The following is a 24,254-nucleotide window of genomic DNA, read 5'->3' as shown; positions in this document are numbered from 1 at the left end:
CAAAAAGGGGCAAACCCCACGGTGGGCAAATCTTTTCCATGGTAAGCGCCGAATAACCTTGTAGCAACGCGCATTTAATGATTATTTTATATAAGCTAGGCAGATCAATTGTCTCTGGCTATTTTTAGGTTTCTAACGGTTATTACATGAAAAAAGCAGAATTCTACGCGGAATTAAAACGTGATTTGAGTGCCCTGATTGCAGGTGAAACCAACTTCATTGCCACATTGGCTAATGCCAGCGCGTTAATTTATGAACGCCTTGAGGGTTTGAATTGGGCCGGTTTTTATTTGCTCGATGGCAATCAATTGGTATTAGGCCCTTTCCAGGGGAAAATCGCCTGTGTACGAATCCCGGTTGGGAAAGGGGTATGTGGAACAGCTGTAGCAGAAAATCGCGTTCAGCGGGTCGGTGATGTGCATGCATTCCCCGGTCATATTGCATGTGATGCCGCCAGTAATGCTGAAATTGTGCTGCCAATCACAGTTAAAGGAAATGTTATCGGCGTTTTGGATATCGACAGCATTGTTTATGATCGCTTTGATAAAGACGACGAATTAGGCTTAATCTCAGTCGTGGCGGGGCTTTGCGAGCATCTTGAGCTTTGTGACAGTGCAAAATATGTTACAAAGAGTGCAAGTTGATAGACGGATAACGTGGCAATTGCTGATGGCGTCATTATAATGACGCCTGTTCATGCCTGCGCTGGTTGGCAAACCCGTTGTAATCAGGAAATTTCATGGAAAATCAACCTAAGTTGAACAGTAGTAAAGAAGTCATAGCCTTTTTGGCTGAGCGGTTCCCGCTTTGTTTCACCGCCGAAGGCGAAGCACGTCCACTGAAGATCGGTATTTTTCAAGATCTGGTCGAACGTGTTCAGGGGGAACAGAATTTAAGCAAAACGCAATTGCGTTCTGCGCTGCGTCTCTATACATCTAGCTGGCGTTATCTTTATGGGGTCAAAGTCGGTGCTGAACGTGTTGATTTAGACGGCAACCCTTGTGGTGTGCTGGAAGAACAACATGTCGAACATGCCCGCAAACAGCTGGAAGAGGCGAAAGCCCGTGTTCAGGCACAACGTGCTGAACAACAAGCTAAAAAGCGCGAAGCTGCTATTGCTGCGGGTGAAACTCCAGAGCCACGTCGCCCACGTCCGGCAGGTAAAAAACCTGCACCGCGTCGTGAAGCGGGTGCTCCGGTGGAAAACCGCAAGCCTCGTCAGTTACCTCGCCCACAGCAGGCTAATCAAAAACAGGCTCGGCCACCTCGTCCACAGGCCGAGGAAAACCAGCCACGCCCTGTGCCGGTCACAGATATCTCTAAACTGCAAATTGGTCAAGAAATCAAAGTCAGAGCAGGCAAGAGCGCGATGGACGCAACCGTATTAGAAATCGCTAAAGATGGCGTACGGGTGCAGCTGTCTTCAGGTCTGGCGATGATTGTGCGCGCAGAACACTTGCAGTTCTGATACGGAGGCCAACCTAGGCATGAACAAATTTGTCAGACTAACAGCAATCGCAGGCTTGTTACTGGCGGGGGCAAGTTACGCGGCTGATACAACGTATCGCGTCGATCAACTTCCTCAATTGCACCAGGAACCAGAGCATGCAACCGTGAGTGAGCGCGTAACATCGCGCTTCACTCGCTCTCACTATCGTCAGTTTGCATTGGACGATCAGTTTTCTGCCAAAATATTTGATCGCTTTCTCAACATGCTGGATTACAGCCATAACCTGTTGTTGGCATCAGATGTGGCACAGTTCGCGGATAAAAAACATTCGCTGGACGATGAGTTAAAATCCGGCCAGCTAGATACGCCGTATGCATTATTCAATCTGGCGCAAAAGCGCCGTTTTGAACGCTATCAATATGCGCTGTCAGTTTTAGACCGGCCAATGAATTTCGCCGGTAATGACACCATTGATATTGATCGCAGCAAAGCGCCTTGGCCGACCAGCGAAGCTGAGCTGAATAAGCTTTGGGACGCAAAAGTTAAGTATGACCAGCTCAATTTGAAATTAACCGGTAAAACGGATAAAGAAATAAAAGAGACGCTGACCAAGCGCTATCAGGCAGCCATTAAGCGCTTGACGCAAAGTAATAGCGAAGACGTCTTCCAGCTGATCATGAATGCTTTCGCTCACGAAATTGACCCGCATACCAATTACTTATCCCCACGAAATACCGAACAGTTCAATACTGAAATGAGCTTGTCTCTGGAAGGTATTGGTGCAGTCCTGCAAATGGATGATGATTACACATTAATCAATTCCATGGTTCCAGGTGGCCCGGCAGCGAAAAGTAAAACTATCGCGGTGGGTGATCGGGTAATCGGCGTAGGGCAAACCGGTAAACCGATGGTGGATGTCATCGGCTGGCGTTTGGATGATGTGGTCGCGCTGATTAAAGGGCCGAAAGGCAGTAAAGTCCGGTTAGAAATTTTACCTGCCGGTAAAGGGACTAAACCGCGCACTGTGACCTTGACGCGTGAGCGTATTCGCCTGGAAGACCGCGCGGTGAAAATGTCGGTGAAAACCATCGGCAAAGAACGCGTCGGCGTACTGGATATTCCGGGCTTCTATGTTGGCTTGACCGAAGACGTCAAGGTGCAATTGCAGAAGCTGGAGAAAGAAAATGTCAGTAGCATTATCATTGACTTACGCAGCAATGGTGGGGGTGCTCTGACCGAGGCTGTTTCTCTGTCTGGTTTGTTTATTCCGAGTGGCCCTGTGGTTCAAGTTCGGGATAACAATGGCAAAGTACGTGAAGACAGTGATACTGACGGCGTGGTGTATTACAAAGGCCCGCTGGTGGTCTTGGTTGACCGCTACAGTGCCTCTGCCTCTGAGATTTTTGCTGCTGCAATGCAAGACTATGGCCGTGCATTAATTGTCGGTGAGCCGACCTTCGGTAAAGGCACGGTTCAGCAGTATCGTTCGCTGAATCGTATTTACGATCAAATGCTGCGCCCTGAATGGCCAGCCTTGGGCTCACTGCAATACACTATCCAGAAATTCTATCGGGTAGATGGCGGCAGTACTCAGCGCAAAGGAGTTGTCCCAGATATCGTGATGCCAACGGGTGTTGATCCGGCAGAAACCGGTGAAAGCTTCGAAGATAATGCTTTGCCTTGGGACAGCATCAATGCTGCCAGTTATACCAAGACGGGCGATTTGAAACCGCTGGAGCCGGAATTGCTTAAAACGCATGCCGCGCGTATCGCTGCTGATCCTGAATTCCAACATATTCAGCAAGATATTGAACGTTATAAGGCGCTGAAAGATAAGAAGAACATTGTCTCTCTCAATTACGCTCAACGCGAAAAAGAGAATCATGATGATGATGCCACGCGCCTGAACCGCTTAAATGAGCGCTTCAAACGTGAGGGTAAAAAGCCGCTGAAGTCATTGGAAGATTTGCCAAAAGACTATCAGGAACCGGACCCTTATCTGGACGAAACTGTTCATATCGCATTGGATTTGGCCCATAAAGAGAAAGCGCAGCCGCAGGTTGAATCTCAACCCGCAGCACCTGCGCAGGTAGCTACCGCCGCAAAATAGTCTGCGGATGATAGACATAATCCGGGTTCTTGGAGCCCGGATTTTTTTTACTTTTTTTTCATGTCCATCCGTTGGATTGGTGGAAAAACAGCTTAATATGTAATGAAAAGTATCCAAATTTGTAAAGTTATGTTGATTTCCTCTCTTAGGACTTAACAAACCTTGAAAATTTGTCAGATGCCCATACGATCAGCATATCTCAGTAATCATTTAGCTAAGTCATCATGACAAATTTGGCTTAATACGATGTAGATTTAATACGGTCGTCAATTAACAGAATAAGGAAATAACTTTTTATGATGCGTATCGCTCTATTCCTTCTCACCAACTTGGCTGTCATGTTGGTGTTCGGGTTGGTGCTTAGCCTGACAGGTATTCAGTCCAGCAGTGTGCAGGGGCTGATGATCATGGCCGGTCTGTTTGGTTTCGGCGGCGCATTTGTTTCGTTGCTGATGTCAAAATGGATGGCTCTGCGCTCCGTGGGCGGTGAAGTGATTGAGCAACCACGTAATGAAACTGAACGCTGGTTGTTGGAGACTGTCCGTCGTCAGTCTCAGCAGGTAGGCATAGCTATGCCACAAGTGGCTATTTACCAGGCCCCGGATATTAACGCCTTTGCGACCGGTGCTCGTCGTGATGCTTCACTGGTCGCCGTCAGCACCGGTTTGTTGCAGAACATGAGCCGCGATGAAGCTGAGGCGGTTATTGCCCATGAAATCAGCCATGTGGCAAATGGTGATATGGTCACCATGACCTTGATTCAAGGCATTGTGAATACCTTTGTTATCTTTATTTCGCGCTTGATTGCACAGGTGGCTGCGGGCTTCTTGTCGGGTGATCGTGATAATGAAGGGAGCAGTTCAGGTAACCCAATGGTTTACTTTGCGGTATCAATGGTATTGGAGCTGGTGTTTGGTATTCTTGCCAGCATTATTACCATGTGGTTCTCACGTCATCGTGAATTCCATGCCGATGCCGGCTCAGCAAGATTGGTCGGGCGGGAGAAGATGATTGCCGCATTGCAGCGGTTAAAAACCAGCTATGAGCCACAGGAAGCAGGAACTCTGATGGCTTTCTGCATTAACGGTAAATCTAAATCATTCAGTGAGCTGTTTATGTCCCATCCGCCGCTGGACAAACGTATTGAAGCTTTGCGTTCTGGTGAATACCTGAAATAAGTTCAATAAAAACCCGCTTCGGCGCTGAGGGATCCCCACTAATTCAGCGCTAATAAACCAACACCATATTCGGTAGGTTTTGGCGAGGTGATTAAGAACAGTATCCAGTGCTGTTCGCGTTAAAATTAGCGGAGAGTGTCGCAAGATATTCTCCGCTAATGTCAGATAAGATATAACCCGTCGTGACTTAAGGCTGTTAGCCTGATACCTCAGATGTAACCCTTTATTTTCAGCATGATAGCCAAGTAACCATAATACTGCCGTGCTTAACGTTGCCAGAAGACTTAACACCAGTATACGCCCCGCTGTGCGGCTGTGACTGGCGCGAAGCCCAAAGCCAAAACGTTCACTTTTCTCATCGCGAAAATTCTGCTCTATCTGCATCCTGCGACTGTATAACTTCATGACTTCACGTGGTTTAAACTCCTCTGTACTGCTAAAAATAAGCCACGGTTCTTTTGCTGCGGCGCGTCCGTCCCGCTCCTGCGAATAGCGAGATATCCGGCAACGGGCACGTTTATTCTGCCGCCCTTTGGGTTCCTTTTTATGCAGGTAAAAGTGACCATCACAGCGGGCATATTCTGCACGTGCGAGTGTCCCCGGCCCCAGATATTCAGGTTTGCCACTGGCCGATAATTCCTGCCGCCTGAACCAGTGCTCACCTTTTTTATCCAGCCGGAGCTGGATATTGCCTCTGACTCGCCCGATAAAATCCCAACCCAATGATTTAATATGGTGAAACCAGGCATTTTGAAAACCGGCGTCAGTGACGATGAGTACCTTTTTATCAGGCGCAATAGCGGTGGCGATAGAATTCAGGAACTCTTTTTGTATCAATGCATTCTGTTGGTTATGCGAGGGAACAATTTGGCTCATTAACGGGATGGAACGACCATCACAAATCAGGCTGGCGCGTAAGACGTGGAATGCCTGTGAGGGATAACCACTCCAGTCAACAGCAATAACACACCAGGGAAGTCGGCGCGTAAGTAACGAAGTAATATTACGAAATATCAGAGGGATGTCATGGTGAAGAGCCGTATTACCTAACAGCCGGTCAACCCGTTTTATCTTGTGTTTTACCTGAGCGGTTCCCGGCAGATGGCGTCCGATACTGGTCAGGGTCAGAGAAGCGCCACGCGTCAATGCGACGGTTGCATCAATCAGGGCATTTTGACGATATTGATGAAACGGGGCTAAAGCGCCCCGGAAAAAGTTCTGGCATACTTTACGGGCAGGCATAGAGTTGATCTCGCTGAATTGGTTGCACAATCAGTAGATCATATTTTCTCTATGCCTGTCCTTTTTTCTGGGGATTCACCAGCGCTTCGGCGGGGTTTTTATTGTTGAGCACCAAAGTTAACTGCGTTTTTGGTTGACCCGCAGTAGGCTGACTAGTGCCGCGATGCTGGCGAAACAGCCCGCCAGAATCAGTGATGCATGTGTTCCATTGGTTGAGAATAGATTAAACATCAAAGCGACTAATGCTGCCCCTGATGTCTGCCCCAACAGGCGCGCTGTGCCCAACATACCACTGGCCCCGCCACTGCGATGTTGTGGTGCTGCGGAGATAAGAGTGTGGTTATTGGGCGCTTGAAACAGACCAAAACCCGCACCGCACAGCACCATACGCCAGATAATATCTACATCAGTGGGGTTGGCTGGCAATATGGCTAACAAGAATAACCCACTGGCAAACACCGCCAGACCAATCCCTCCGAGTAATCCTGCATGGTAGCGTTCAACCAACCGCCCGGCTATTGGGGCAACCACCATGGTGGCGAGTGGCCATGGGGTTAATAGCAGCCCGGTGGCAACTTCATCGCGGCCCAATACAATTTGTAGGAAGAAAGGCAGTGAAACCATGGCCAGCATTTGTGCGGCAAAGGAGCAAACTGATGTGCCGATCGATAAGGCAAAAATAGGAATACGCAGTAAATCCACGGGCAGCAAGGGGAAGGGCTGATTGAGTTGGCGGCGTACAAAGAAAAAGCCGATGACTAATAAGGCGACCACTTCGGCGGCAATCAGTGTCGGGCTTTGCTCTTGGGCAAAACCACTGATAGCAGTTATCAGTAAACCAAAGGTCAACGCATTCATAATACTGCTGGTGACATCGAAACGGTTGCCGTTGCTTTTCATATTGTTGGCAGGTAAGAACTTCATGCCCAGCCCCCAAGCGACCAGGCCGATCGGCACGTTAATAGCAAATAGCCATTGCCAGGAGGCAACTGACAACACCGCGGCTGCAATGGTTGGCCCCGCCGCCGCAGAAACCGCCACAATCAAGGCATTAATACCGATACCTCGGCCTAACTGAGCTTTGGGATAAATAATTCGGATGAGAGCAGTATTCACACTCATTAATGCGGCGGCCCCAAGCCCTTGCAGTACGCGAGCAAATGTTAGTGTCCACAAAGAGTCGGACAGGGCGCAGAACAGGGATGTCACACTGAATACCAGTAAACCGGCCTGATAAACCCGTCGATAACCAATGATATCGCCCAGTGAGGCCATCGAAAGTAAAGATACGGTAATGGCTAGCTGATAGGCATTCACTACCCAGATAGAAGTGGCCGGGCTGGCATTGAGATCACGGGCAATGGTCGGTAATGCGACATTGGCGATAGTGCCGTCCAGCACCGCGATCATAATACCTAAAGCAATAACAAAGACTGCGGCATAGCGCTGTGGAACCGGCATTCCATCAGTTGCAGATGGGTTCATAGATTTTATCTGTAAAAGTAATGAGGTAGCTGAATCTTTCTATGCTAACGGCTATTGTGCTTGAATGCATCCTTGTGGCCGGGTTATTTGTAAAAGGCCATGTTGCGGCTGGGCAATGAGTGTTATAGGCGCGCGTGACTAAAGAATCGAATGAAACTTCCCTTTTAAGCCAGATTAACCGCCTGATAAAAACCGTAATTTATGCAAATCATTAAAAATAGAACCGCGATCACGTAAAAATGAAACATCGTTTCTATAATTTGAGGTAGTATTAACCGAACAGGTTTTCCTGCGGGTAAATTTTAATTCTCTGATGATTTTAAGGACTTTCCGGATGGCTAAAGGTAAACAAATCCCCCTGACATTTCAGACTTATCAGGATGCCTCTACCGGTGCACAAGTGACACGGCTGACGCCTCCTGACGTGACTTGCCACCGTAACTATTTCTATCAAAAATGTTTCACCCGTGATGGTAGTAAGTTGTTGTTTGGTGGCGCTTTTGATGGCCCATGGAACTACTACTTGCTGGATCTTAATACTCAGGTGGCAACACAGCTGACAGAAGGGCGTGGCGATAATACCTTTGGTGGTTTCTTATCACCGGATGATGACGCGCTGTTTTATGTCAAAGATGGCCGCAATCTGATGCGTGTTGACCTCGCCACATTAGAAGAAAATGTGGTTTATCAGGTACCTGAAGAGTGGGTTGGTTACGGCACTTGGGTAGCAAATTCAGATTGTACCAAGTTGGTTGGCATCGAGATCAAACGCGAAGATTGGCAGCCCTTGACGGACTGGAAGAAATTCCACGAATTCTACTTCACTAAACCTTGCTGCCGCTTGATGCGAGTTGATCTTAAAACAGGTGAATCAGCGGTGATTTTGCAAGAAAATCAATGGCTCGGTCATCCAATTTACCGCCCTTATGATGACAACACTGTGGCGTTTTGCCATGAAGGCCCCCATGATCTGGTTGATGCGCGGATGTGGCTCATCAATGAAGATGGCAGCAATATGCGCAAGGTGAAAACCCATGCGGAAGGCGAAAGTTGTACCCATGAATTCTGGGTGCCAGATGGCTCAGCGCTGGTGTATGTTTCCTATCTAAAAGGTAGCCCAGATCGCTTTATCTACAGTGCAGATCCAGAAACACTGGAAAACCGACAATTGACCTCAATGCCAGCGTGTTCGCATCTGATGAGTAACTATGACGGCACGTTGCTGGTGGGCGATGGTTCTGATGCGCCGGTAGATGTGCAAGATGATAGCGGGTATAAGATTGAAAATGATCCATTCCTGTATGTTTTCAATCTGAAGAATGGCACTCAGCATCGTGTGGCTCGCCACGACACTTCATGGAAAGTATTTGAAGGTGACCGTCAGGTTACACATCCACATCCTTCCTTTACACCGGACGATAAGCAAATCCTATTTACCTCGGATGTTCACGGTAAACCGGCATTATATTTAGCCACATTGCCTGAATCGGTCTGGAAATAGTTGAGTTTTACACTAGCCTCTTTCATGGAAAGGGGCTAGTTTGCTGTCTGCAAGGCTAATATCTTATTATTCACATTGGTTTATTGCACAGTCTCGCGACTTCCCTTTATAATAAAACCACTGTTCTATTTTTTTTAAAACATATTGTTTTATCAAACACAGAAAATGAGTAGGGTAACCAAAAAATGGCTATTGCAGATTTAGATAAACAGCCCGACTCTGTTTCGTCGGTTCTGAAAGTTTTTGGCATCTTACAAGCCTTGGGTGAAGAGCGGGAAATAGGTATTACCGAGCTTTCTCAGCGTGTAATGATGCCTAAGAGTACCGTGTACCGCTTCCTACAGACCATGAAATCTTTGGGATATGTCGCACAGGAAGGCGAATCAGAGAAGTATTCCCTGACTCTGAAGTTATTTGAGTTAGGCGCTAAAGCATTACAAAACGTCGATTTGATCCGTAGCGCTGATATACAAATGCGTGAATTATCCAATGAAACTCGTGAAACTATTCACTTGGGTGCCTTGGATGAAGATAGCATCGTTTATATCCATAAAATCGATTCTATGTATAACCTGCGGATGCATTCTCGTATCGGCCGTCGTAACCCGCTGCACAGTACTGCCATTGGTAAGGTATTGTTGGCGTGGCGTGATCGCGGCGAAGTAGAAGAAATCTTGTCTCATGTCGAGTTTACCCGCAGCACCAAACACACGCTGGGCAGTGCAGCGGAACTGTTGCCGGTGTTAGATCAGGTTCGTGAGCAAGGCTTCGGTGAAGATATCGAAGAACAAGAAGAAGGTTTACGTTGCATTGCTGTGCCGGTTTTTGACCGTTTCGGTGTCGTCATTGCGGGTTTAAGTATTTCATATCCGACGTTGCGATTCTCTGAAGATAGCAAGAGTAATATTGTGAAATCTTTGCATCGCGCTGCACGTAATATTTCTGAGCAAATGGGCTATCGCGATTATCCTTTCTGAGGAAATCTCTTTTAGGGTAAATACTGTATAATTATTGGATATTTTAAGTCAGCTGTTAATTATAACTATTTATTCCTTCCTTCCCATATTCCAAACGGCTCCTCTCATCAGGAGCCGTTTTTTATTAGTATCATAGGTAATATCACCATCAACTAATTTATAGATATAAGTATTATCTGATGATATTACTTATCATTTGCACATACTGTTGACGAGCCATTTAATTTAGTGGGTTCACTATAACCGTGCTTAAGCATCATTACAGGGAGAAAAAGATGAGGAAGTTATTAAGCATCGGGTTATTACTGCTGTTGGCGGGCTGTAGTAACTCTCATCGTGATGGCTCGCATAAATTGATTGATCGTGGTGAGTATAAAGTGGATACCAGTATCCCTTCTGTTGCTCAAAATACGCGAGTGAGGTTTTTGGTTCTTCACTACACCGCAACAGATGATGCAGAATCACTGAGATTACTGACACAAGGTAATGTTAGCGCCCATTATTTGGTCAAAACACATCCAGATAACCTTGATGGTAAACCTATCGTTTTACAATTGGTTCCTGAATCTGAGCGCGCTTGGCATGCCGGTGTTAGCTATTGGCATGGGCGTAATAGCCTCAATGATACCTCGATAGGCATTGAAATCGTCAATAAGGGCTTTACTGAGAAGATGTTGGGTCGGCAGTGGTATCCGTACAACGAATCACAGATTCAATTGATTGAGCGGCTAACCAAGGACATTGTTGAGCGTTATAATATTGACCCAACGGATGTTGTTGCCCATAGCGATATTGCACCACAAAGAAAGTCAGATCCTGGGCCGTTATTTCCATGGAAGCGTTTAGCGGAACAGGGCATAGGGGCTTGGCCTGATGATGCGACGGTTACAAAGTATATTGATGGTCGAAATAAAAAGGATCTCGCATCTGTCGCCATTATCCAGCAGGCATTAGCGCGTTATGGTTATCAAATCCCCCAAAGTGGCGAGCTGGATGATGAGACCAAACACGTTATTGAAGCATTTCAAATGCACTTCAGGGCGCAAGATTTTAGTGGTGTACCTGATGTAGAAACGGAAGCTATTGCATTGGCATTGGTTGAAAAATATCGTCCCCTTCATCCTTGATGCCGCAGGGGTGTTAGCTGCATTTACTCACCCGAATCACTTACTTGAGTAGGCTCATCGGGACTCGTTCATTTGCTGCCTACCTGCGACTTCAATGCTTTTGGGGATCCCCTTAATCCTTGAGGCCGCAGGGGGTTAGTTGTTCTCAGTCTTTTAAAAACAAAAAGCCAGTCACAGATATGACTGGCTTTTGAGGACTCATCAGCGATGTTTATTGATGGGCTAAATCGCCATCATCTTCACTGTTAAGAATGTCTTTATCTGTTTGTTTCATCAATTGGCTGGTAATCGTACCGGCAGTCATTGAGCCGCTGACATTCAAGGCGGTGCGGCCCATATCAATCAATGGTTCAACAGAGATGAGCAAAGCAACCAAAGTGACGGGCAAGCCCAACGCAGGTAATACGATTAGCGCCGCGAAAGTCGCGCCACCGCCAACACCGGCAACACCGGCAGAGCTGATGGTGACAATGCCGACCAGTGTGGCAATCCAGATGGGGTCCAGTGGGTTAATACCCACGGTTGGCGCAACCATCACGGCCAACATTGCAGGATACAAACCAGCACAGCCATTCTGGCCGATAGTCGCCCCAAAAGACGCGGAGAAACTGGCGATAGATTCTGGCACACCCAAGCGGCGAGTTTGTGCTTCCACATTCAACGGGATACTGGCAGCACTGGAGCGGCTGGTAAATGCAAACGTCAGCACAGGCCAAACTTTGCGGAAGAATTTCAGCGGGTTAATGCCAGTGAAAGACAGCAGCACGCCATGTACCACAAACATAATGGCCAAGCCGAGGTAAGAGGCAACAACAAAACTGCCCAGCTTGATAATGTCTTGGATATTAGAACCGGCAACCACTTTGGTCATCAAGGCCAGTACGCCGTAAGGGGTCAGTTTCATCACCAGACGCACCAGCTTCATCACCCAAGCTTGCAGGGTGTCGATAGCCACTAACACGCGTTGGCCTTTTTCTACATCATCTTTCAGTAATTGCAGGGAAGCTATTCCCAGGAAAGTGGCAAAGATAACCACACTGATGATTGAGGTTGGGCTAGCACCGGTTAAATCGGCAAATGGATTTTTCGGGATAAAGGACAGAATCAGCTGAGGGACTGTCAGGTCAGTCACTTTACTAAGATAATTGCTTTCGATAGCACTCAAACGCGCTGATTCTTGTGTACCTTGCACCAGACCATCGGCCGTTAAGCCAAACAGATTAGTGACCAACACACCCACCAGAGCTGCGATTAATGTGGTGAATAGCAATGTGCCAATAGTCAATACACTGATTTTACCCAAAGAAGAGGCATTGTGAAGTTTGGCAACCGCACTTAAAATTGAGGCGAATACCAGCGGCATAACAATCATCTGCAGCAATTGCACATAGCCATTACCGACGATATTAAACCAAGTGATCGACTCTTTCAGTAGCGGATTATCTGAGCCATAGACCCATTGTAGCCCCAGACCAAATAGCACACCCAGCCCCAGACCGGCCAAGACTTTCTTGGACAGACTCCATTGTTTATGCCGGGTTTGTGCCAACAGTAATAGCAGTGCCACAAATAACAGCACGTTAATCACAAGCGGTAGGTTCATCCCCAAATCTCCAAATTATTATTTTAAATACTGGCCACATATTCTATGTCTATTTTTATCTAGAATAGAGCCACGCACAGGCAACTGCGCAAATTAGTCGCGTATGTTAGCAGTTACTTAGGAAGCTCACTTATACTCAAAAAGAATTTTATATAATTTTTTTACCTTATTTGTATGTAATTCATACAAATTGTCCGTTATTTACACACTAAAATGTGATCATAATCTAAAATTCTTCAATTGCTCCATATAGGATTGTAGCGGAATAGTGGTGTCAGTTTGCCAATAGACGGAAAAACAAACTAATAGGACACATAATACGCGCTCTAATTGATTACCTTTTTGTGGGCGTAATATTGGAACAGAAAAACGCCAACGGCATGGCCATAAAAGCGGTACTCCGGCAGGCGTAATCATATCGGCCAATAGATGGCTAAAATAGCCAATAATCATCGCGTGAAATGCATCCGCGGGGATAATCCAGTCACGAGAAATATCCATTTGAAAAAGCGCAATACCGCCGAATACCGCCAACAGGCTATGAGTAAACCCGCGATGACCAAATGCACGAGCAATAGGCGTTGATATCCACTTTAGTCGCTGACCAAGGATTGATTTGGGGTGATCAATATCTGGCAGCAGGGAAGTTAGCAGGGCGCCAGGGATAATATGCCACCAATCGCCATGTGCCAGTTCAGGGGTGAGGCCGACTTTCTTGGCAAAAATAACGCAGGCGACAGAAAAAATAAGGTGTCCTTCCCCTGTCATACTTGAATTCCGAATCTGTAGCTGTTGATTTATCCAGTATATGAGATTTTTAATGGCATGAATAGCCGTTACGCTGTAACTAAATGTCTCATTTTTCGTGGATTAAGGAAATGTCATTTAACCTGAGGTTTTGTAATGGAAATATCGGGTGTTGGGCTGAAATAGCGGCGTCAGACAGGGGCAACTTTGGAACGGCCATGGCTCACACTAGGGGGGGCTTAAAAAAGGGGAAAAGCAACTGGGAGTCAGCTTTTCCCCAAAGTCATACGGTAGGGCATAATTAACAAATAATGATGAGGGTACTAATAACTACAGATCTATTAACAACTACAGGTTTATTAATATCGACAGGTCTATTTATCCGGTCAAAATTAGAAGCTGTACTGCACACCTACGCGGTAACGAGTTTGGCGTTCGTCGGTTGCTTTACTACCAGGGACGTTACCGATAGCCACGTAGGGTTTCCAGCTTTTATCCCATTTGTAGGCGATTTTTACATCATGTGCCCATTCGTATTTTTCTTTATTTGCCAGAATTTCGTCTTCAGATTTCTTGTAGTTCAATTCATATTCAGCTGAATAGTCTTTCAAGAAATTATAAGCAAACAGCATGGTGAACTCATGGCCTTTCTCGGTTTTTTTAGTCTGAGCAGGTTGGTTACGTTTGTAATATGGGCGGTAACGTAGGGATGTTGAAAAATCATCAGTGAAAGCCACTTTACCGCGAACATATGGACGGTAATTATTGGAGTCAGAGGTTGAATCTAATGAGAATCCTGGTTCAACTTGGAAAGTTTTGTTGATTTTGTAAACATAGCTGGCAACGACTTCGGTGCCGTTACTCACTTGTTCATTGAATGGTTTATTCGGAGTGGTGTCAGAACTGTGCTGGCCCCATTTCCCTTCTAAAGACAAGCCAAAGCCATTGGCAAAGCGGTTGGAAAATAGCAAACGATCTTTATGGTCAGATTTACTGGTGTCTTTCATTTCGTGCCGGTAGTCAATTGTTGTTGCAACAGAACTAAAGCTGATTACAGATGCCACTGCCAGAGTTAGTAATTTAAATTTCATTTTTATATAATCCCAGAGTTATGGTTATTTAAATCAAAATCAATTAACAATTCTATAAAGATCAACATACGACTAAAAATCAATTTCACGAACAAAGAAACAATGTTTCATTTATTGTGAATGCATATTCTATTTATATTAATAATTATTTTTGTGATCCAAGTCTGTGTTAGTGATTAATTTTTTAAACAGATATTAAATTGTGATGTCGATCTAATTGGCTATTGCTTTTTCTAAAACAAAATAACCCTGCCAAATTAATGGCAGGGTTTAATAGGTACTTAAGTTAAATTAGTTTATTAACGCATGGCACGTTTGAGAATACGGTCACCTTGTTTGTTAAAGTATTCTGCAGTTTCTTGTACAGTTTTCTGACCATAATCTATATATTGGATGGCATCACCGAATAGTGAAACAATCTGCGGGTCATCAAAGTATGGTGAAGTTGTCATTTTGTGTGGCAACTCCAATGCCATACTTAAACCAGCAACAGAAGGATCTTCATCTTTAATTACGCCGGTTTCGCGTAGTTGAGCCACCGCCGCTGCACTTAATGGTACGCCACGCTCCAGACCTAATGCTTCAATCCCTTCTGGGCTGTTCAACAAGAAGTTGATTAACATAGCACTTTCTTGTGGATACTTAGTTGATTTACCAATGGAAAGCATCTGCGCTGGTTTAAAGAATAAGCCAGCATCTTTTGCTCCTGGCAGCATCGGATATGGACCAAGCACCAGTTTAGCGGGTTTGGTCAAGTTATCAGAATACTTAGTTATAGTGGAGTTCCACATATAAGTACCTGCCCATTCACCATTAATCCACGGCTTCATTTCATACATATTACTCTTGCCGAATGAAGCATAGTATTTGGTAGATGGCATAACATGATTATCGACCATGGTTTTATACATGGTAAAGAATTCGACCCACTGTTCTGGCGTGTAGGCAAATTTCTTATTAGCTTCATCAATGGTTGGAATGTTGTATTTTTGTGTCATATAAGAGCGGATTAACGCTAAAGTATCTTGATGCTCTAATACTACTGGATAATATTGGTCACCCAGTTTTTCTTTAAATACTTTACCTGCAGCAAGCAATTCATCCCAAGTTTTAGGATATTCTACGCCAGCTTTAGCCCAGGTCGCATCATTGAAATAGAAGATACGTGCAGTCACTGAAATTGGAATGCCATTCAACTTGCCATTAACGGTAGTTTGTTTCAGTTCTTTAGGATCGAATTGTGATAAATCTAATTGTTCCTTAACACTAAACAAATTATAGAATCCGGTGCCGTCTTTAGAGAAAATAGGTAACCAGTTCCAGTTAGTTTGCATAACGTCAGGTTCAGTACCACCGGCAATTTGTGTCGTCAGACGAGATAAATGACCATCCCAGCCGGTATATTCTGCTTTAACATTAATATTCGGATGTTGTTTGTGGAATTCTTCTAATGCTTTTAATGTCACCTGATGACGGCCATTACCACCCCACCATGACATGCGTAAATTAACTTCGTCCTGTGCTGCAAAGGCTTGATGTGATAATAGTGCCAGAGTGGATGCTATTAGCGTGTGTAGGATCGCTTTTTTCATTGGGTACTGCTCCTGTTAAAGAGAGATATTTTTTTCTGTTTTTGCATCAAAGATATGGCATTTATCCATATCAAACTGGAAGTACACTGTGCGATGTAGACCATTTTCGATAATAGGGCGCGCTTCGTCAGATGGCAGACGGCAAGTCAGCTCAAAATCATCAACTTTGATATACATAAAGAATTCGTGACCCATGTTTTCCACTCGTACCAATTCACCTTGAGAGTGATTTTCAGTAAATGGATTCATAGACATGCTGACGAATTCAGGACGAACGCCAAAGAACACTTTTTCCCCGGCGTGGGCGGCAACTTTGGCTTGTTGTCTTGCATTTAATACTAAGGTGTATTGACCCACGGTCAGGCCAATTTCCCCGTCTTTTTCTACCAGCGTGCTCGGTTTGATATTCATTTCCGGCGCGCCAATAAAACCAGCAACAAACATATTGGTAGGGTAGTGATAGAGATTATCTGGAGTATCCACTTGCATAATGTGGCCCAGTTTCATCACACAGATTCGGTCACCCATGGTCATTGCTTCGGTCTGATCGTGGGTTACATAAACTGTGGTTGCTGCTTTACCGCTTTTTTTCAATTGCTTATGTAAGTCAGAGATACGAATACGCATAGAGGCGCGCAGTTTGGCATCCAAGTTTGATAAGGGTTCATCGAACAAGAATACGTCGGGCTTTTTAACAATGGCACGACCAACAGCCACACGCTGTGCTTGACCACCAGATAGCTGACGCGGCAAGCGGTCAAGCAAGTCTTCTAACTCTAAAATCTTTGCAGCTTCAGCAACTTGTGTTTCAATCTGGTCTTTTGGCAGTTTGCTTAATTTAAGGCCAAACGCCAGGTTCTCTTTTACAGTCATGTGCGGATACAGCGCATAGTTCTGGAACACCATGGCAATACCACGTGATTTCGGGGCCAGATTATTGACCACCCGATCACCAATTCGAACTTCACCATCACTGATGGTTTCCAGCCCGGCCAACATACGCAGGGTCGTGGATTTAGCACAGCCAGATGGGCCAACAATCACCATAAATTCGCCATCATGGATTTTCAGATCAATGCCATGAACCGCGCGGAAACCGTTGGAGTAAACTTTGCCTAACTTATTAAAAATGACTTCAGCCATGATAAATCCTCTATTAACCTTTAATTCCGCTGCTGGTTACGCCTTGCACGAAGTAGCGTTGAGCCAGGAAGAAAACAATGATGGACGGCAGAATGGAGATGCTCGCCATTGCCAGAATTTCGTTCCAAGGTGCGCCTTCGGTCACGTCAATTGACATCTTAAGAGCCAGCGCTATCGGGTACTTGTCTACGCTGTAGACGTAAATCAGTGGGCCGATAAAGTCGTTCATTGACCACATGAACTGGAACAATGCCACGGAAATAATGGCTGGCTTCAAGATTGGCACAACCACGTACCACAACACTTGGAATGAGTTACATCCGTCAATTTGTGCGGCTTCTTCCATGTCGCGAGGAACACCGCGCAGGAATTGGATCAACATAAAGACAAAGAACCCTTGTGTTGCGAACGCTAATGGCAGATACAGCGGCATATAGCTATTCAGCATGCCCATTTCACGGAACATGATGTATTGAGGAATCAATAACACAGTACTTGGCAGCAACATGGTGGTGATTAATGTTGCGAACCAGAATTTCTTCCATGGGATCTCAAAGCGTGCGAAACCATACGCCACGATAGTGGAGGAAATAATCGTCAGAATGACTTTCGGGATAACAAACTTAAAAGTGTTAAGCATGTAATGACCGAAATTATATTCTGTACCGGTTTTCCAACCGTTAACAAAACCATCGCTCGTTGGGTGTTCTGGCCATAATCCTAAAGTGGTGAAGATTTCATTATTAGGTTTAAAGGCGGCGGAAAACATCCACAGCAATGGGTAAAGCATCATCAGTCCGACAATAATCAAAACAATATAGCGGATAGCAGCACTGACTTTAGCTTTGCGTAATGTCCGGCTAATTTCTGCATCAGCGATATCCTGCGCCAGATCTAATTTCTTCTGGTTGGAGTTTTCGTGTACGTCAGTCATTTTTTCCTCCTTTATCGGCGGAGTAGAAGACCCAATATTTGGAAGATTTAAATGCAATTGAGGCAAAGAGGGCGACGACTAGGAATAATACCCAAGCCAGCGCAGCACCGTATCCCATATCAAAGTATTTAAACGCGGTATCATATATATATAGCGAGAATAAATAAGTGTAATGGGTTGGCCCACCACCGGTGATGACATAAGGCGCGGTAAATTCTTGGAATGCCTGTGTGGTTTGCATAATAAAGTTGAAGAAAATAACCGGCGTAATCAGTGGCACGGTAACTTTCATGAACATTTGCCATTTTGAGGCACCATCTATCATGGCAGCTTCATATTGTGACTGCGGTACGTTCTGCAATGCGGCGAGGAAAATAACCATGGCAGAACCGAACTGCCAAACACGCAGTAATGTTACTGAAGTCAGTGCCAGCGCCGGCTCTCCCAGCCAGTTGACAGGGTCAAACCCAAATACCCCGATAAAACCATTTAACAAACCATCAATGGCAAATAGAGCACGCCATAACACCGCAATAGCTACGCTACTGCCGAGAATTGAAGGAATATAGAATGCGGTACGGAAGAATCCAATACCGCGTAATTTAAAGTTCAGTACAAAAGCAATCCCCAGAGCAAATGCCAGTTTTAATGGAATAGTCAGAAATACATAAGCGAAAGTCACTGCCATGGATTTCCAAAATAAATCATCTTCAAGGAACATATGACGGTAATTCTCGATCCCGTTGTAAACGGGAGGGTTCATTAAGTCATACTCAGTAAAACTGAGAAAGAAAGATGATACAAAGGGGAAAGCCGTGAATATTATCAACCCTATTATATAAGGTGATATATAGGCTAACCCCAGCATTCTGTTTTCATTCATAATGCTTACCTATTTTTAATAACATGAAAGATAAATAAAACTACTGATTCAAAAATGTCGGATAAATAAAATCGATGTCATACAGAGTGCGGCTTTCTCCGTTCACCTGATAATCTCCATGGATGTAACCACCATTGGTAATAAATTGAGGAACGGCTGCCAATTTATTTTGTTTGGCAGCAATCAAGGTCAATATTGCTAATGCAATCGGATTGTCGATACGAAAATAACGGTGCTGTGCTGATTCGACAAACAAGCCGCGATGATAATGCTGGTTAAATAGGTCATTCCCAATTTGCCAAGCTAATTCAAATAATTGTTTGCATTGGCAATGCTCGGCCAGTTCAACTAAGGCCAGTAGTAAAGACGGGGAAATCACTGTTTTTTTGTCATTGATTAGCACTGCGCGGCGTTCTTGTTTGTTTAATTCAGCCAACTGCCAGCGGTGCAACAAAACCCCAATCAGATCGAATAATTCTTCGTCTTCACTGATTCGCCAGGCACGAACCAGCGGGAGCAGATAATCGACCTCTAATGGGAATGACGAAATAACCTGGCCTTTTGCGCCATAATAACCATCGCGTTGTAAGACATAACCGCTCATATCCTGTCCATCGTTCCATAACGGGCGCAATGTATTGCTCTCAACATCATAAGCGAAACGATAATAATTCTTTAACCCATCAATAACCCATTGCAGAACTTCCGCATCAGGTTGCTGGCGCAAGATATCCAACATTGCCAATGGGTTATCAATCAGCAATGGCCGCATATCACGGAACAAGACATTGGCTTCACGGGCAATTTCACCAAATTCAGGGCCAAATTGGCGTTTGGCTCGATCGCCATACCAGGATTGGGTCTGATTATCATCTGCCGGTATTGGCCGACGTTGTTGCGGCGAACTGAACTGATAAACCGGTAATCCTGTTTCAGGATTACGGGCTAAGACGTATTGACGGTATAGATGTTTTCCCCAAGCAGCAGCTGCGATGTCACCCGTATACGCCGCATATTTATAAGCTGCGTAAATGAGGTCGGTACCGGCATTCACAAAGGTCAGGCCTTTAGTCTCCGGTAATTGTGGCAATGCTTCTGGTTTAACCACGTCATTGCGCACATGGGTGAAAACATGGGGGTCGCGTTGCTTGTCATAGCTACCATGACGGCCTAGGTCCAGTGTTTGCCAATCTTCGACATGGGCGTGCCAAAAACCTTGTAGGAAATTAAGCGTTTTCTCACGATCAACACTGAGCAATAAGTCGTAATAGGGCAGGTGATGTTTAAGTTCATGCACTTGCGCCTTTGATTCTGGGCCTTCAGTTTGTAAAGTGTCCAAATTCAGGAAGCGGTGACCACCCCAATAAAACAGCCCGCTCTGCTCATGAACACCTTTTTGCATGAAATAGCGGCTTTGTACCCGCGCTTGTTGATGATATTGCGGGTCTTGTGTGACCAGGCTGAGAGCATCCAACGTCCGTAGCCAGTTTTGTTGACTGGCGAAGTTAGATATCGGAATATCACGGCCATCTGGGAATTTCCAGGTCACAGGTTGGTGAGTCAAAACATCAAAGCCATCGGCCATTAGTGGGGTCGGGTTTTGATGACTATGGCTAACAGACTGGACTAATTCAACATAGCTACGGATAGCGCTGAGCCAGTTAATCATCACTGCGTCACTGTCTTTAATGTTACCGACAAAATTCATCACCATAACCCCATCATAGAAATATCTGGTCGGAACCGGTTTTAGGTTCCTTATAAATAGAAACACCGTTTCAATCTATTATATTTGTATTTACTGGCGAGTCATTGGGCGAATGACAAAAGTGTGATCAGAGTCGGAACGTTGTTTTGAATTTTTTATTTTTGCACTTTTTGACGGTTTTTTTAGCTGGTTTTCTTTGTTAACCAATTGATAAATAACCAATAAAAAAAGGCACAACAGAAGTTGTGCCCGAATGGAATTTTGAGCTGGAATATTGCGAATAACCGCAGTAAATAATCCTTAACTCAAATTGGTGATATTTCTGGGTTTAGCGAGCTAACCAACCGCCATCTACAGCGATAGTGTAACCACTGATATAGTCTGATGCTTTAGAGGCCAGGAACACGACTGGGCCTTTCAGGTCATCAGGTAAGCCCCAACGACCCGCCGGGATACGGTCAAGGATCTCTTTGCTGCGTTCTTCATCTTTACGCAACTGTTGGGTGTTGTTGGTTGCCATGTAACCAGGTGCTACCGCATTCACATTGATGCCGTGTTTAGCCCATTCGTTGGCTAACAGACGGGTCACACCCATCACTGCACTTTTCGATGCAGTATAAGACGGAACGCGGATACCGCCTTGGTAAGACAGCATGGAAGCAACGTTGATGATTTTGCCGCCAGTACCTTGTTTGATAAATTGCTTAGCAACCGCTTGAGACATAAAGAACACCGTTTTGATGTTCACATTCATCACATCGTCCCAGTCCTTCTCGCTGAAGTTGATCGCATCTTCGCGACGGATTATCCCGGCGTTATTGACCAGAATATCAATTTGGCCAAATTCAGCGATGGCGCGTTCTAACAGGGCAGGGATGCCATCAATCTTGCTCAGATCAGCTGTCAAACTTAAGAAGCGGCGGCCTAATGCGGTCACTTTCTCAATGGTATCTTTTGGCTCAACAATATTCACACCAACGATATCGCAACCTGCTTCGGCTAAACCAATCGCCATACCTTGGCCCAAACCTGTGTCACAGCCGGTAACCAGAGCAATTTTACCCTTTAACTCAAAGGAATCTAAGATCATAGCTAACATCTCTCTCAAGGCGGTCAACGATTGCCGCGATTTCAATATTGGGGAAGAAAACGCCCAAAGGACGGATTCAGTTGGTGACGCTTAACACTATTCGTAAACATTTAGCGCAGTTCACTAACGGCTATGTGGTCCATATCACCGAAGACTTGGTTTTCACCGACCATGCCCCAGATGAATGTATAACGCTTGGTACCCACGCCAGAATGAATAGACCAGCTGGGTGAAATCACCGCTTGTTCGTTGTGAACGAGCAAATGGCGGGTTTCTTGTGGCTGGCCCATCATATGGAAGACGGCCGTTTCTTCGTCCATATCAAAGTAGAAATACACTTCCATGCGGCGGTCATGGGTATGGCAGGGCATGGTGTTCCAGAGATTGCCGGGGGCCAGTTTGGTCAACCCCATAGTCAGTTGGCAGGTTGGCAACACATCGGGCACGATGTATTTATTGATAGTGCGGCGATTACTTGTCGCGTCATCACCCAATGTTTGTGGTGTGGCCTCTGCCAGCGTGATTTTCTTATTGGGATAAGAAGTATGTGCTGGGGCGCTGTTGTAATAGAACTTGGCCGGTTTTTGACTCTCAAGGCTACTGAAGATCACATCCCTTGCACCTTTACCCACATACAAGGCTTCTTCGTTACCAATTTCATAAACCTGTCCATCAACTGAGATAAGACCAGGTCCACCAATATTGATCACGCCCAGCTCACGGCGTTCCAAAAAGTAACTGACACCCAGTTGCTTACCCACTTCATCACCAATGCTGACCGTTTTCTCGACCGGCAAAATACCACCCACAATGATGCGGTCGATATGGCTATAGGTCATGGTGTATTCATCGGCGACAAAAATATTCTCAATCAAAAATTCACGACGCAGGCCGGCGGTATCGAGTTGTCTGGCGTGGTCGCTATGAATGCTTTGACGAATTTGCATGTCGGTGCCTCTCTTTCGGTTCGGACCGGTGTTTCTTTTGATGCGGTGATGATAGTATTTGCGGGAAGTTAATTCAATTAAAATGAAATGATGTTTTATTATTTTTTGAGGGGCGTCATGATTTTTGGATTAATAATGATCGAACTGTGAATTTTGGCCGTAGAATGAGCCGAATTCAGCGTGAAACTGTGACTGGGCTACAGACTATTCTGCATAATAGTGAGGAGAAATAATGAAGATGTTCTTTATTAATGATGAAACGCCTTGGGAAGAGCTAGGTAATGGTATTAAACGTAAAGTGATGACCTGGAGCGATGAGCTGATGATGGTCTGTGTTCACTTTGAGAAAGGTGCCATTGGTGTAGCGCACAAGCATGATATTCATGACCAGATTGCTTATGTGGCGGCAGGTAGTTTCGAAGTGGAAATCGACGGTCAAAAACGCGTTTTAAAAGCCGGAGATGCGTATCGGGCGATTAAGAACGAAATGCATGGTGCGGTATCACTGGAAGATAATAGTATTTTGATCGACACCTTTACGCCTAAACGGGATGATTTCCTGTAAAACGAATTCGGGCGGTTGAGTTACTCACTCTGACCGCCCTTTATCGCCAAGATAATAATCAACCTGCCGCTACGAAATATGTTCCTTTCGCAATTGTTCTAATGAGTTCAACTGAATATCTGACAGAGCCCAGCGGGGGTCGGCGCGGTATTCTTCCGACGGAATGACAATAGAGCGCATACGTGCTGCTTTAGTGGCAATCATCCCATTGACAGAATCTTCCAGCGTGACACATTCCAGAGGGTCAACACCCAGTTCAGCCGCAGCATTCAAATACACTTCAGGATGTGGTTTGCTGTGGGGCAGATATTCTGCGGAAACCAGGCGGTCGAAGTATTTTTCAATGTTTAACATCGCCAGGACGCGTTTTTGCATATGTAGTGGAGAAGCGGATGCCAGGCCAATTTTCAGCCCTTGCGCACGGCAAAGATCCAATGCATATCCCACACCGGGTAATACCGGCTTGGTTTCTTCTACCAAATCTATCGCTCTGGCAATAATACGGTTGCAAACTTCTGCCTGACTTGGCCCTTGCCATGGCATGGACTGGAACCAAAGTTTCACGACTAAATCGATGCGTAATCCGAGGGTGTCGGGCAATGAATCTCTTGAGGAGGTATCCAGCCCCAACTCAGTGAAAATATCGAGTTCAGCCTGTAGCCATAAAGGCTCCGAATCAATCAGCAAGCCGTCCATATCGAAAATTGCGGCCTTAATAGTGTGAGGGGTCGCCATTTATTATTACTCCTGTTTGGTCTCTAGCTACGGATTTAACACTGTAACATTGGTTCATAATGATTGAACCGGTGGAACACAATTCTTTGTCTTTCTTACGATGTAATTTATTAACTTAATGATATTGCGCTGGATGAGCTAGGCTT

The 24,254-nt window shown here is 45.3% G+C and carries 20 protein-coding genes and 1 pseudogene; 8 read left to right on the top strand and 13 right to left on the bottom strand.

All coding sequences use genetic code 11. The features are described 5' to 3' along the window. The first annotated feature begins 146 nt into the window (after positions 1–146). The 4 genes from DXZ79_RS11565 to htpX all read left to right on the top strand — a co-directional run bounded on the left by DXZ79_RS11565 (position 147) and on the right by htpX (position 4,738). Positions 147–644 (top strand): GAF domain-containing protein, encoded by a 498-nt coding sequence (locus tag DXZ79_RS11565; RefSeq protein WP_050116334.1) that lies wholly within the window; start codon positions 147–149, stop codon positions 642–644. A 95-nt stretch (positions 645–739) separates the two neighbouring features. Beyond that, positions 740–1,468 carry an RNA chaperone ProQ gene (gene proQ, locus DXZ79_RS11560; RefSeq protein ID WP_050291190.1) on the top strand — a complete coding sequence of 243 codons (729 nt, stop codon included), beginning with the start codon at positions 740–742 and terminating at the stop codon, positions 1,466–1,468. A 19-nt stretch (positions 1,469–1,487) separates the two neighbouring features. Continuing rightward, positions 1,488–3,560, top strand: a complete 2,073-nt coding sequence (gene prc / locus DXZ79_RS11555; protein ID WP_050291189.1) for a carboxy terminal-processing peptidase — start codon at positions 1,488–1,490, stop codon at positions 3,558–3,560. A gap of 296 nt (positions 3,561–3,856) precedes the next feature. Further along, positions 3,857–4,738 carry a protease HtpX gene (gene htpX / locus DXZ79_RS11550; protein ID WP_050291187.1) on the top strand — a complete coding sequence of 294 codons (882 nt, stop codon included), beginning with the start codon at positions 3,857–3,859 and terminating at the stop codon, positions 4,736–4,738. Positions 4,739–4,787: 49 nt separating this feature from the next. On the opposite strand, the pseudogene DXZ79_RS11545 reads toward htpX, so the two are convergent. Both DXZ79_RS11545 and DXZ79_RS11540 read right to left on the bottom strand, forming a co-directional pair. Further along, a pseudogene (locus DXZ79_RS11545) lies at positions 4,788–5,980 on the bottom strand (IS4 family transposase). 117 nt (positions 5,981–6,097) lie between these two features. Then, a complete protein-coding gene (locus DXZ79_RS11540) occupies positions 6,098–7,465 on the bottom strand; it encodes an MFS transporter (RefSeq protein WP_038632514.1) in 1,368 nt (455 codons plus the stop codon). Between the two features lie 334 nt (positions 7,466–7,799). Between DXZ79_RS11540 and ogl the strand changes: the two genes are divergently transcribed. The 3 genes from ogl (at position 7,800) to DXZ79_RS11525 (ending at position 11,070) form a co-directional block, all read left to right on the top strand. Further along, positions 7,800–8,966 carry an oligogalacturonate lyase gene (gene ogl, locus DXZ79_RS11535; protein WP_038632518.1) on the top strand — a complete coding sequence of 389 codons (1,167 nt, stop codon included), beginning with the start codon at positions 7,800–7,802 and terminating at the stop codon, positions 8,964–8,966. A gap of 185 nt (positions 8,967–9,151) precedes the next feature. Further along, positions 9,152–9,943 carry a DNA-binding transcriptional regulator KdgR gene (gene kdgR / locus DXZ79_RS11530; RefSeq protein WP_038632520.1) on the top strand — a complete coding sequence of 264 codons (792 nt, stop codon included), beginning with the start codon at positions 9,152–9,154 and terminating at the stop codon, positions 9,941–9,943. Between the two features lie 275 nt (positions 9,944–10,218). Further along, positions 10,219–11,070, top strand: coding sequence for an N-acetylmuramoyl-L-alanine amidase (locus DXZ79_RS11525; protein ID WP_038632522.1), 852 nt, complete (start codon positions 10,219–10,221; stop codon positions 11,068–11,070). Between the two features lie 211 nt (positions 11,071–11,281). Here DXZ79_RS11525 and DXZ79_RS11520 read toward each other — a convergent pair whose 3' ends face one another. The 10 genes from DXZ79_RS11520 to kduI form a co-directional block, all read right to left on the bottom strand. After that, on the bottom strand, positions 11,282–12,673 hold the full coding sequence (locus DXZ79_RS11520) for an L-cystine transporter (RefSeq protein ID WP_038632525.1): 1,392 nt from the start codon (positions 12,671–12,673) through the stop codon (positions 11,282–11,284). Between the two features lie 219 nt (positions 12,674–12,892). Next, positions 12,893–13,441, bottom strand: a complete 549-nt coding sequence (locus DXZ79_RS11515; protein ID WP_038632526.1) for a metal-dependent hydrolase — start codon at positions 13,439–13,441, stop codon at positions 12,893–12,895. Positions 13,442–13,812: 371 nt separating this feature from the next. Further along, on the bottom strand, positions 13,813–14,511 hold the full coding sequence (locus DXZ79_RS11505; RefSeq protein WP_038632528.1) for an oligogalacturonate-specific porin KdgM family protein: 699 nt from the start codon (positions 14,509–14,511) through the stop codon (positions 13,813–13,815). Between the two features lie 299 nt (positions 14,512–14,810). Beyond that, a complete protein-coding gene (locus DXZ79_RS11500; protein ID WP_038632530.1) occupies positions 14,811–16,103 on the bottom strand; it encodes an ABC transporter substrate-binding protein in 1,293 nt (430 codons plus the stop codon). Positions 16,104–16,118: 15 nt separating this feature from the next. Further along, positions 16,119–17,246, bottom strand: a complete 1,128-nt coding sequence (locus DXZ79_RS11495; protein WP_038632531.1) for an ABC transporter ATP-binding protein — start codon at positions 17,244–17,246, stop codon at positions 16,119–16,121. Positions 17,247–17,259: 13 nt separating this feature from the next. Further along, entirely contained in the window at positions 17,260–18,180 is a 921-nt protein-coding gene (locus tag DXZ79_RS11490; RefSeq protein WP_032821132.1) for a carbohydrate ABC transporter permease, read from the bottom strand. Further along, entirely contained in the window at positions 18,173–19,063 is an 891-nt protein-coding gene (locus DXZ79_RS11485; RefSeq protein WP_038632534.1) for a carbohydrate ABC transporter permease, read from the bottom strand. The genes DXZ79_RS11490 and DXZ79_RS11485 overlap by 8 nt, the downstream gene beginning before the upstream one ends. A 40-nt stretch (positions 19,064–19,103) precedes the next feature. Then, complete coding sequence (locus tag DXZ79_RS11480; protein ID WP_050292425.1) at positions 19,104–20,771, bottom strand: pectate lyase; 1,668 nt, start codon at positions 20,769–20,771, stop codon at positions 19,104–19,106. A gap of 328 nt (positions 20,772–21,099) precedes the next feature. After that, complete coding sequence (gene kduD / locus DXZ79_RS11475) at positions 21,100–21,861, bottom strand: 2-dehydro-3-deoxy-D-gluconate 5-dehydrogenase KduD (RefSeq protein ID WP_004393262.1); 762 nt, start codon at positions 21,859–21,861, stop codon at positions 21,100–21,102. Positions 21,862–21,971: 110 nt separating this feature from the next. Beyond that, positions 21,972–22,808, bottom strand: a complete 837-nt coding sequence (gene kduI / locus DXZ79_RS11470) for a 5-dehydro-4-deoxy-D-glucuronate isomerase (RefSeq protein ID WP_038632538.1) — start codon at positions 22,806–22,808, stop codon at positions 21,972–21,974. Positions 22,809–23,040: 232 nt separating this feature from the next. Between kduI and DXZ79_RS11465 the strand changes: the two genes are divergently transcribed. Further along, on the top strand, positions 23,041–23,373 hold the full coding sequence (locus DXZ79_RS11465) for a cupin domain-containing protein (RefSeq protein ID WP_038632541.1): 333 nt from the start codon (positions 23,041–23,043) through the stop codon (positions 23,371–23,373). A 69-nt stretch (positions 23,374–23,442) separates the two neighbouring features. On the opposite strand, the gene hxpB is transcribed toward DXZ79_RS11465, so the two are convergent. Beyond that, a complete protein-coding gene (gene hxpB / locus DXZ79_RS11460; RefSeq protein WP_038632543.1) occupies positions 23,443–24,108 on the bottom strand; it encodes a hexitol phosphatase HxpB in 666 nt (221 codons plus the stop codon). Positions 24,109–24,254 lie beyond the last annotated feature (146 nt).

The sequence above is a fragment of the Yersinia rochesterensis genome (assembly GCF_003600645.1).
Lineage (GTDB): Bacteria > Pseudomonadota > Gammaproteobacteria > Enterobacterales > Enterobacteriaceae > Yersinia > Yersinia rochesterensis.
Note: the sequence above shows the minus strand (reverse complement) of the source record. Positions and strands in the feature narration are given on the sequence as shown.

Bases quoted from the DNA above. Each gene is read 5' to 3' on its own strand.
- DXZ79_RS11565 (WP_050116334.1), top strand. From the start codon at position 147: ATGAAAAAAGCAGAATTCTACGCGGAATTAAAACGTGATTTGAGTGCC.
- proQ (WP_050291190.1), top strand. From the start codon at position 740: ATGGAAAATCAACCTAAGTTGAACAGTAGTAAAGAAGTCATAGCCTTT.
- prc (WP_050291189.1), top strand. From the start codon at position 1,488: ATGAACAAATTTGTCAGACTAACAGCAATCGCAGGCTTGTTACTGGCG.
- htpX (WP_050291187.1), top strand. From the start codon at position 3,857: ATGATGCGTATCGCTCTATTCCTTCTCACCAACTTGGCTGTCATGTTG.
- DXZ79_RS11540 (WP_038632514.1), bottom strand. From the start codon at position 7,465: ATGAACCCATCTGCAACTGATGGAATGCCGGTTCCACAGCGCTATGCC.
- ogl (WP_038632518.1), top strand. From the start codon at position 7,800: ATGGCTAAAGGTAAACAAATCCCCCTGACATTTCAGACTTATCAGGAT.
- kdgR (WP_038632520.1), top strand. From the start codon at position 9,152: ATGGCTATTGCAGATTTAGATAAACAGCCCGACTCTGTTTCGTCGGTT.
- DXZ79_RS11525 (WP_038632522.1), top strand. From the start codon at position 10,219: ATGAGGAAGTTATTAAGCATCGGGTTATTACTGCTGTTGGCGGGCTGT.
- DXZ79_RS11520 (WP_038632525.1), bottom strand. From the start codon at position 12,673: ATGAACCTACCGCTTGTGATTAACGTGCTGTTATTTGTGGCACTGCTA.
- DXZ79_RS11515 (WP_038632526.1), bottom strand. From the start codon at position 13,441: ATGACAGGGGAAGGACACCTTATTTTTTCTGTCGCCTGCGTTATTTTT.
- DXZ79_RS11505 (WP_038632528.1), bottom strand. From the start codon at position 14,511: ATGAAATTTAAATTACTAACTCTGGCAGTGGCATCTGTAATCAGCTTT.
- DXZ79_RS11500 (WP_038632530.1), bottom strand. From the start codon at position 16,103: ATGAAAAAAGCGATCCTACACACGCTAATAGCATCCACTCTGGCACTA.
- DXZ79_RS11495 (WP_038632531.1), bottom strand. From the start codon at position 17,246: ATGGCTGAAGTCATTTTTAATAAGTTAGGCAAAGTTTACTCCAACGGT.
- DXZ79_RS11490 (WP_032821132.1), bottom strand. From the start codon at position 18,180: ATGACTGACGTACACGAAAACTCCAACCAGAAGAAATTAGATCTGGCG.
- DXZ79_RS11485 (WP_038632534.1), bottom strand. From the start codon at position 19,063: ATGAATGAAAACAGAATGCTGGGGTTAGCCTATATATCACCTTATATA.
- DXZ79_RS11480 (WP_050292425.1), bottom strand. From the start codon at position 20,771: ATGAATTTTGTCGGTAACATTAAAGACAGTGACGCAGTGATGATTAAC.
- kduD (WP_004393262.1), bottom strand. From the start codon at position 21,861: ATGATCTTAGATTCCTTTGAGTTAAAGGGTAAAATTGCTCTGGTTACC.
- kduI (WP_038632538.1), bottom strand. From the start codon at position 22,808: ATGCAAATTCGTCAAAGCATTCATAGCGACCACGCCAGACAACTCGAT.
- DXZ79_RS11465 (WP_038632541.1), top strand. From the start codon at position 23,041: ATGAAGATGTTCTTTATTAATGATGAAACGCCTTGGGAAGAGCTAGGT.
- hxpB (WP_038632543.1), bottom strand. From the start codon at position 24,108: ATGGCGACCCCTCACACTATTAAGGCCGCAATTTTCGATATGGACGGC.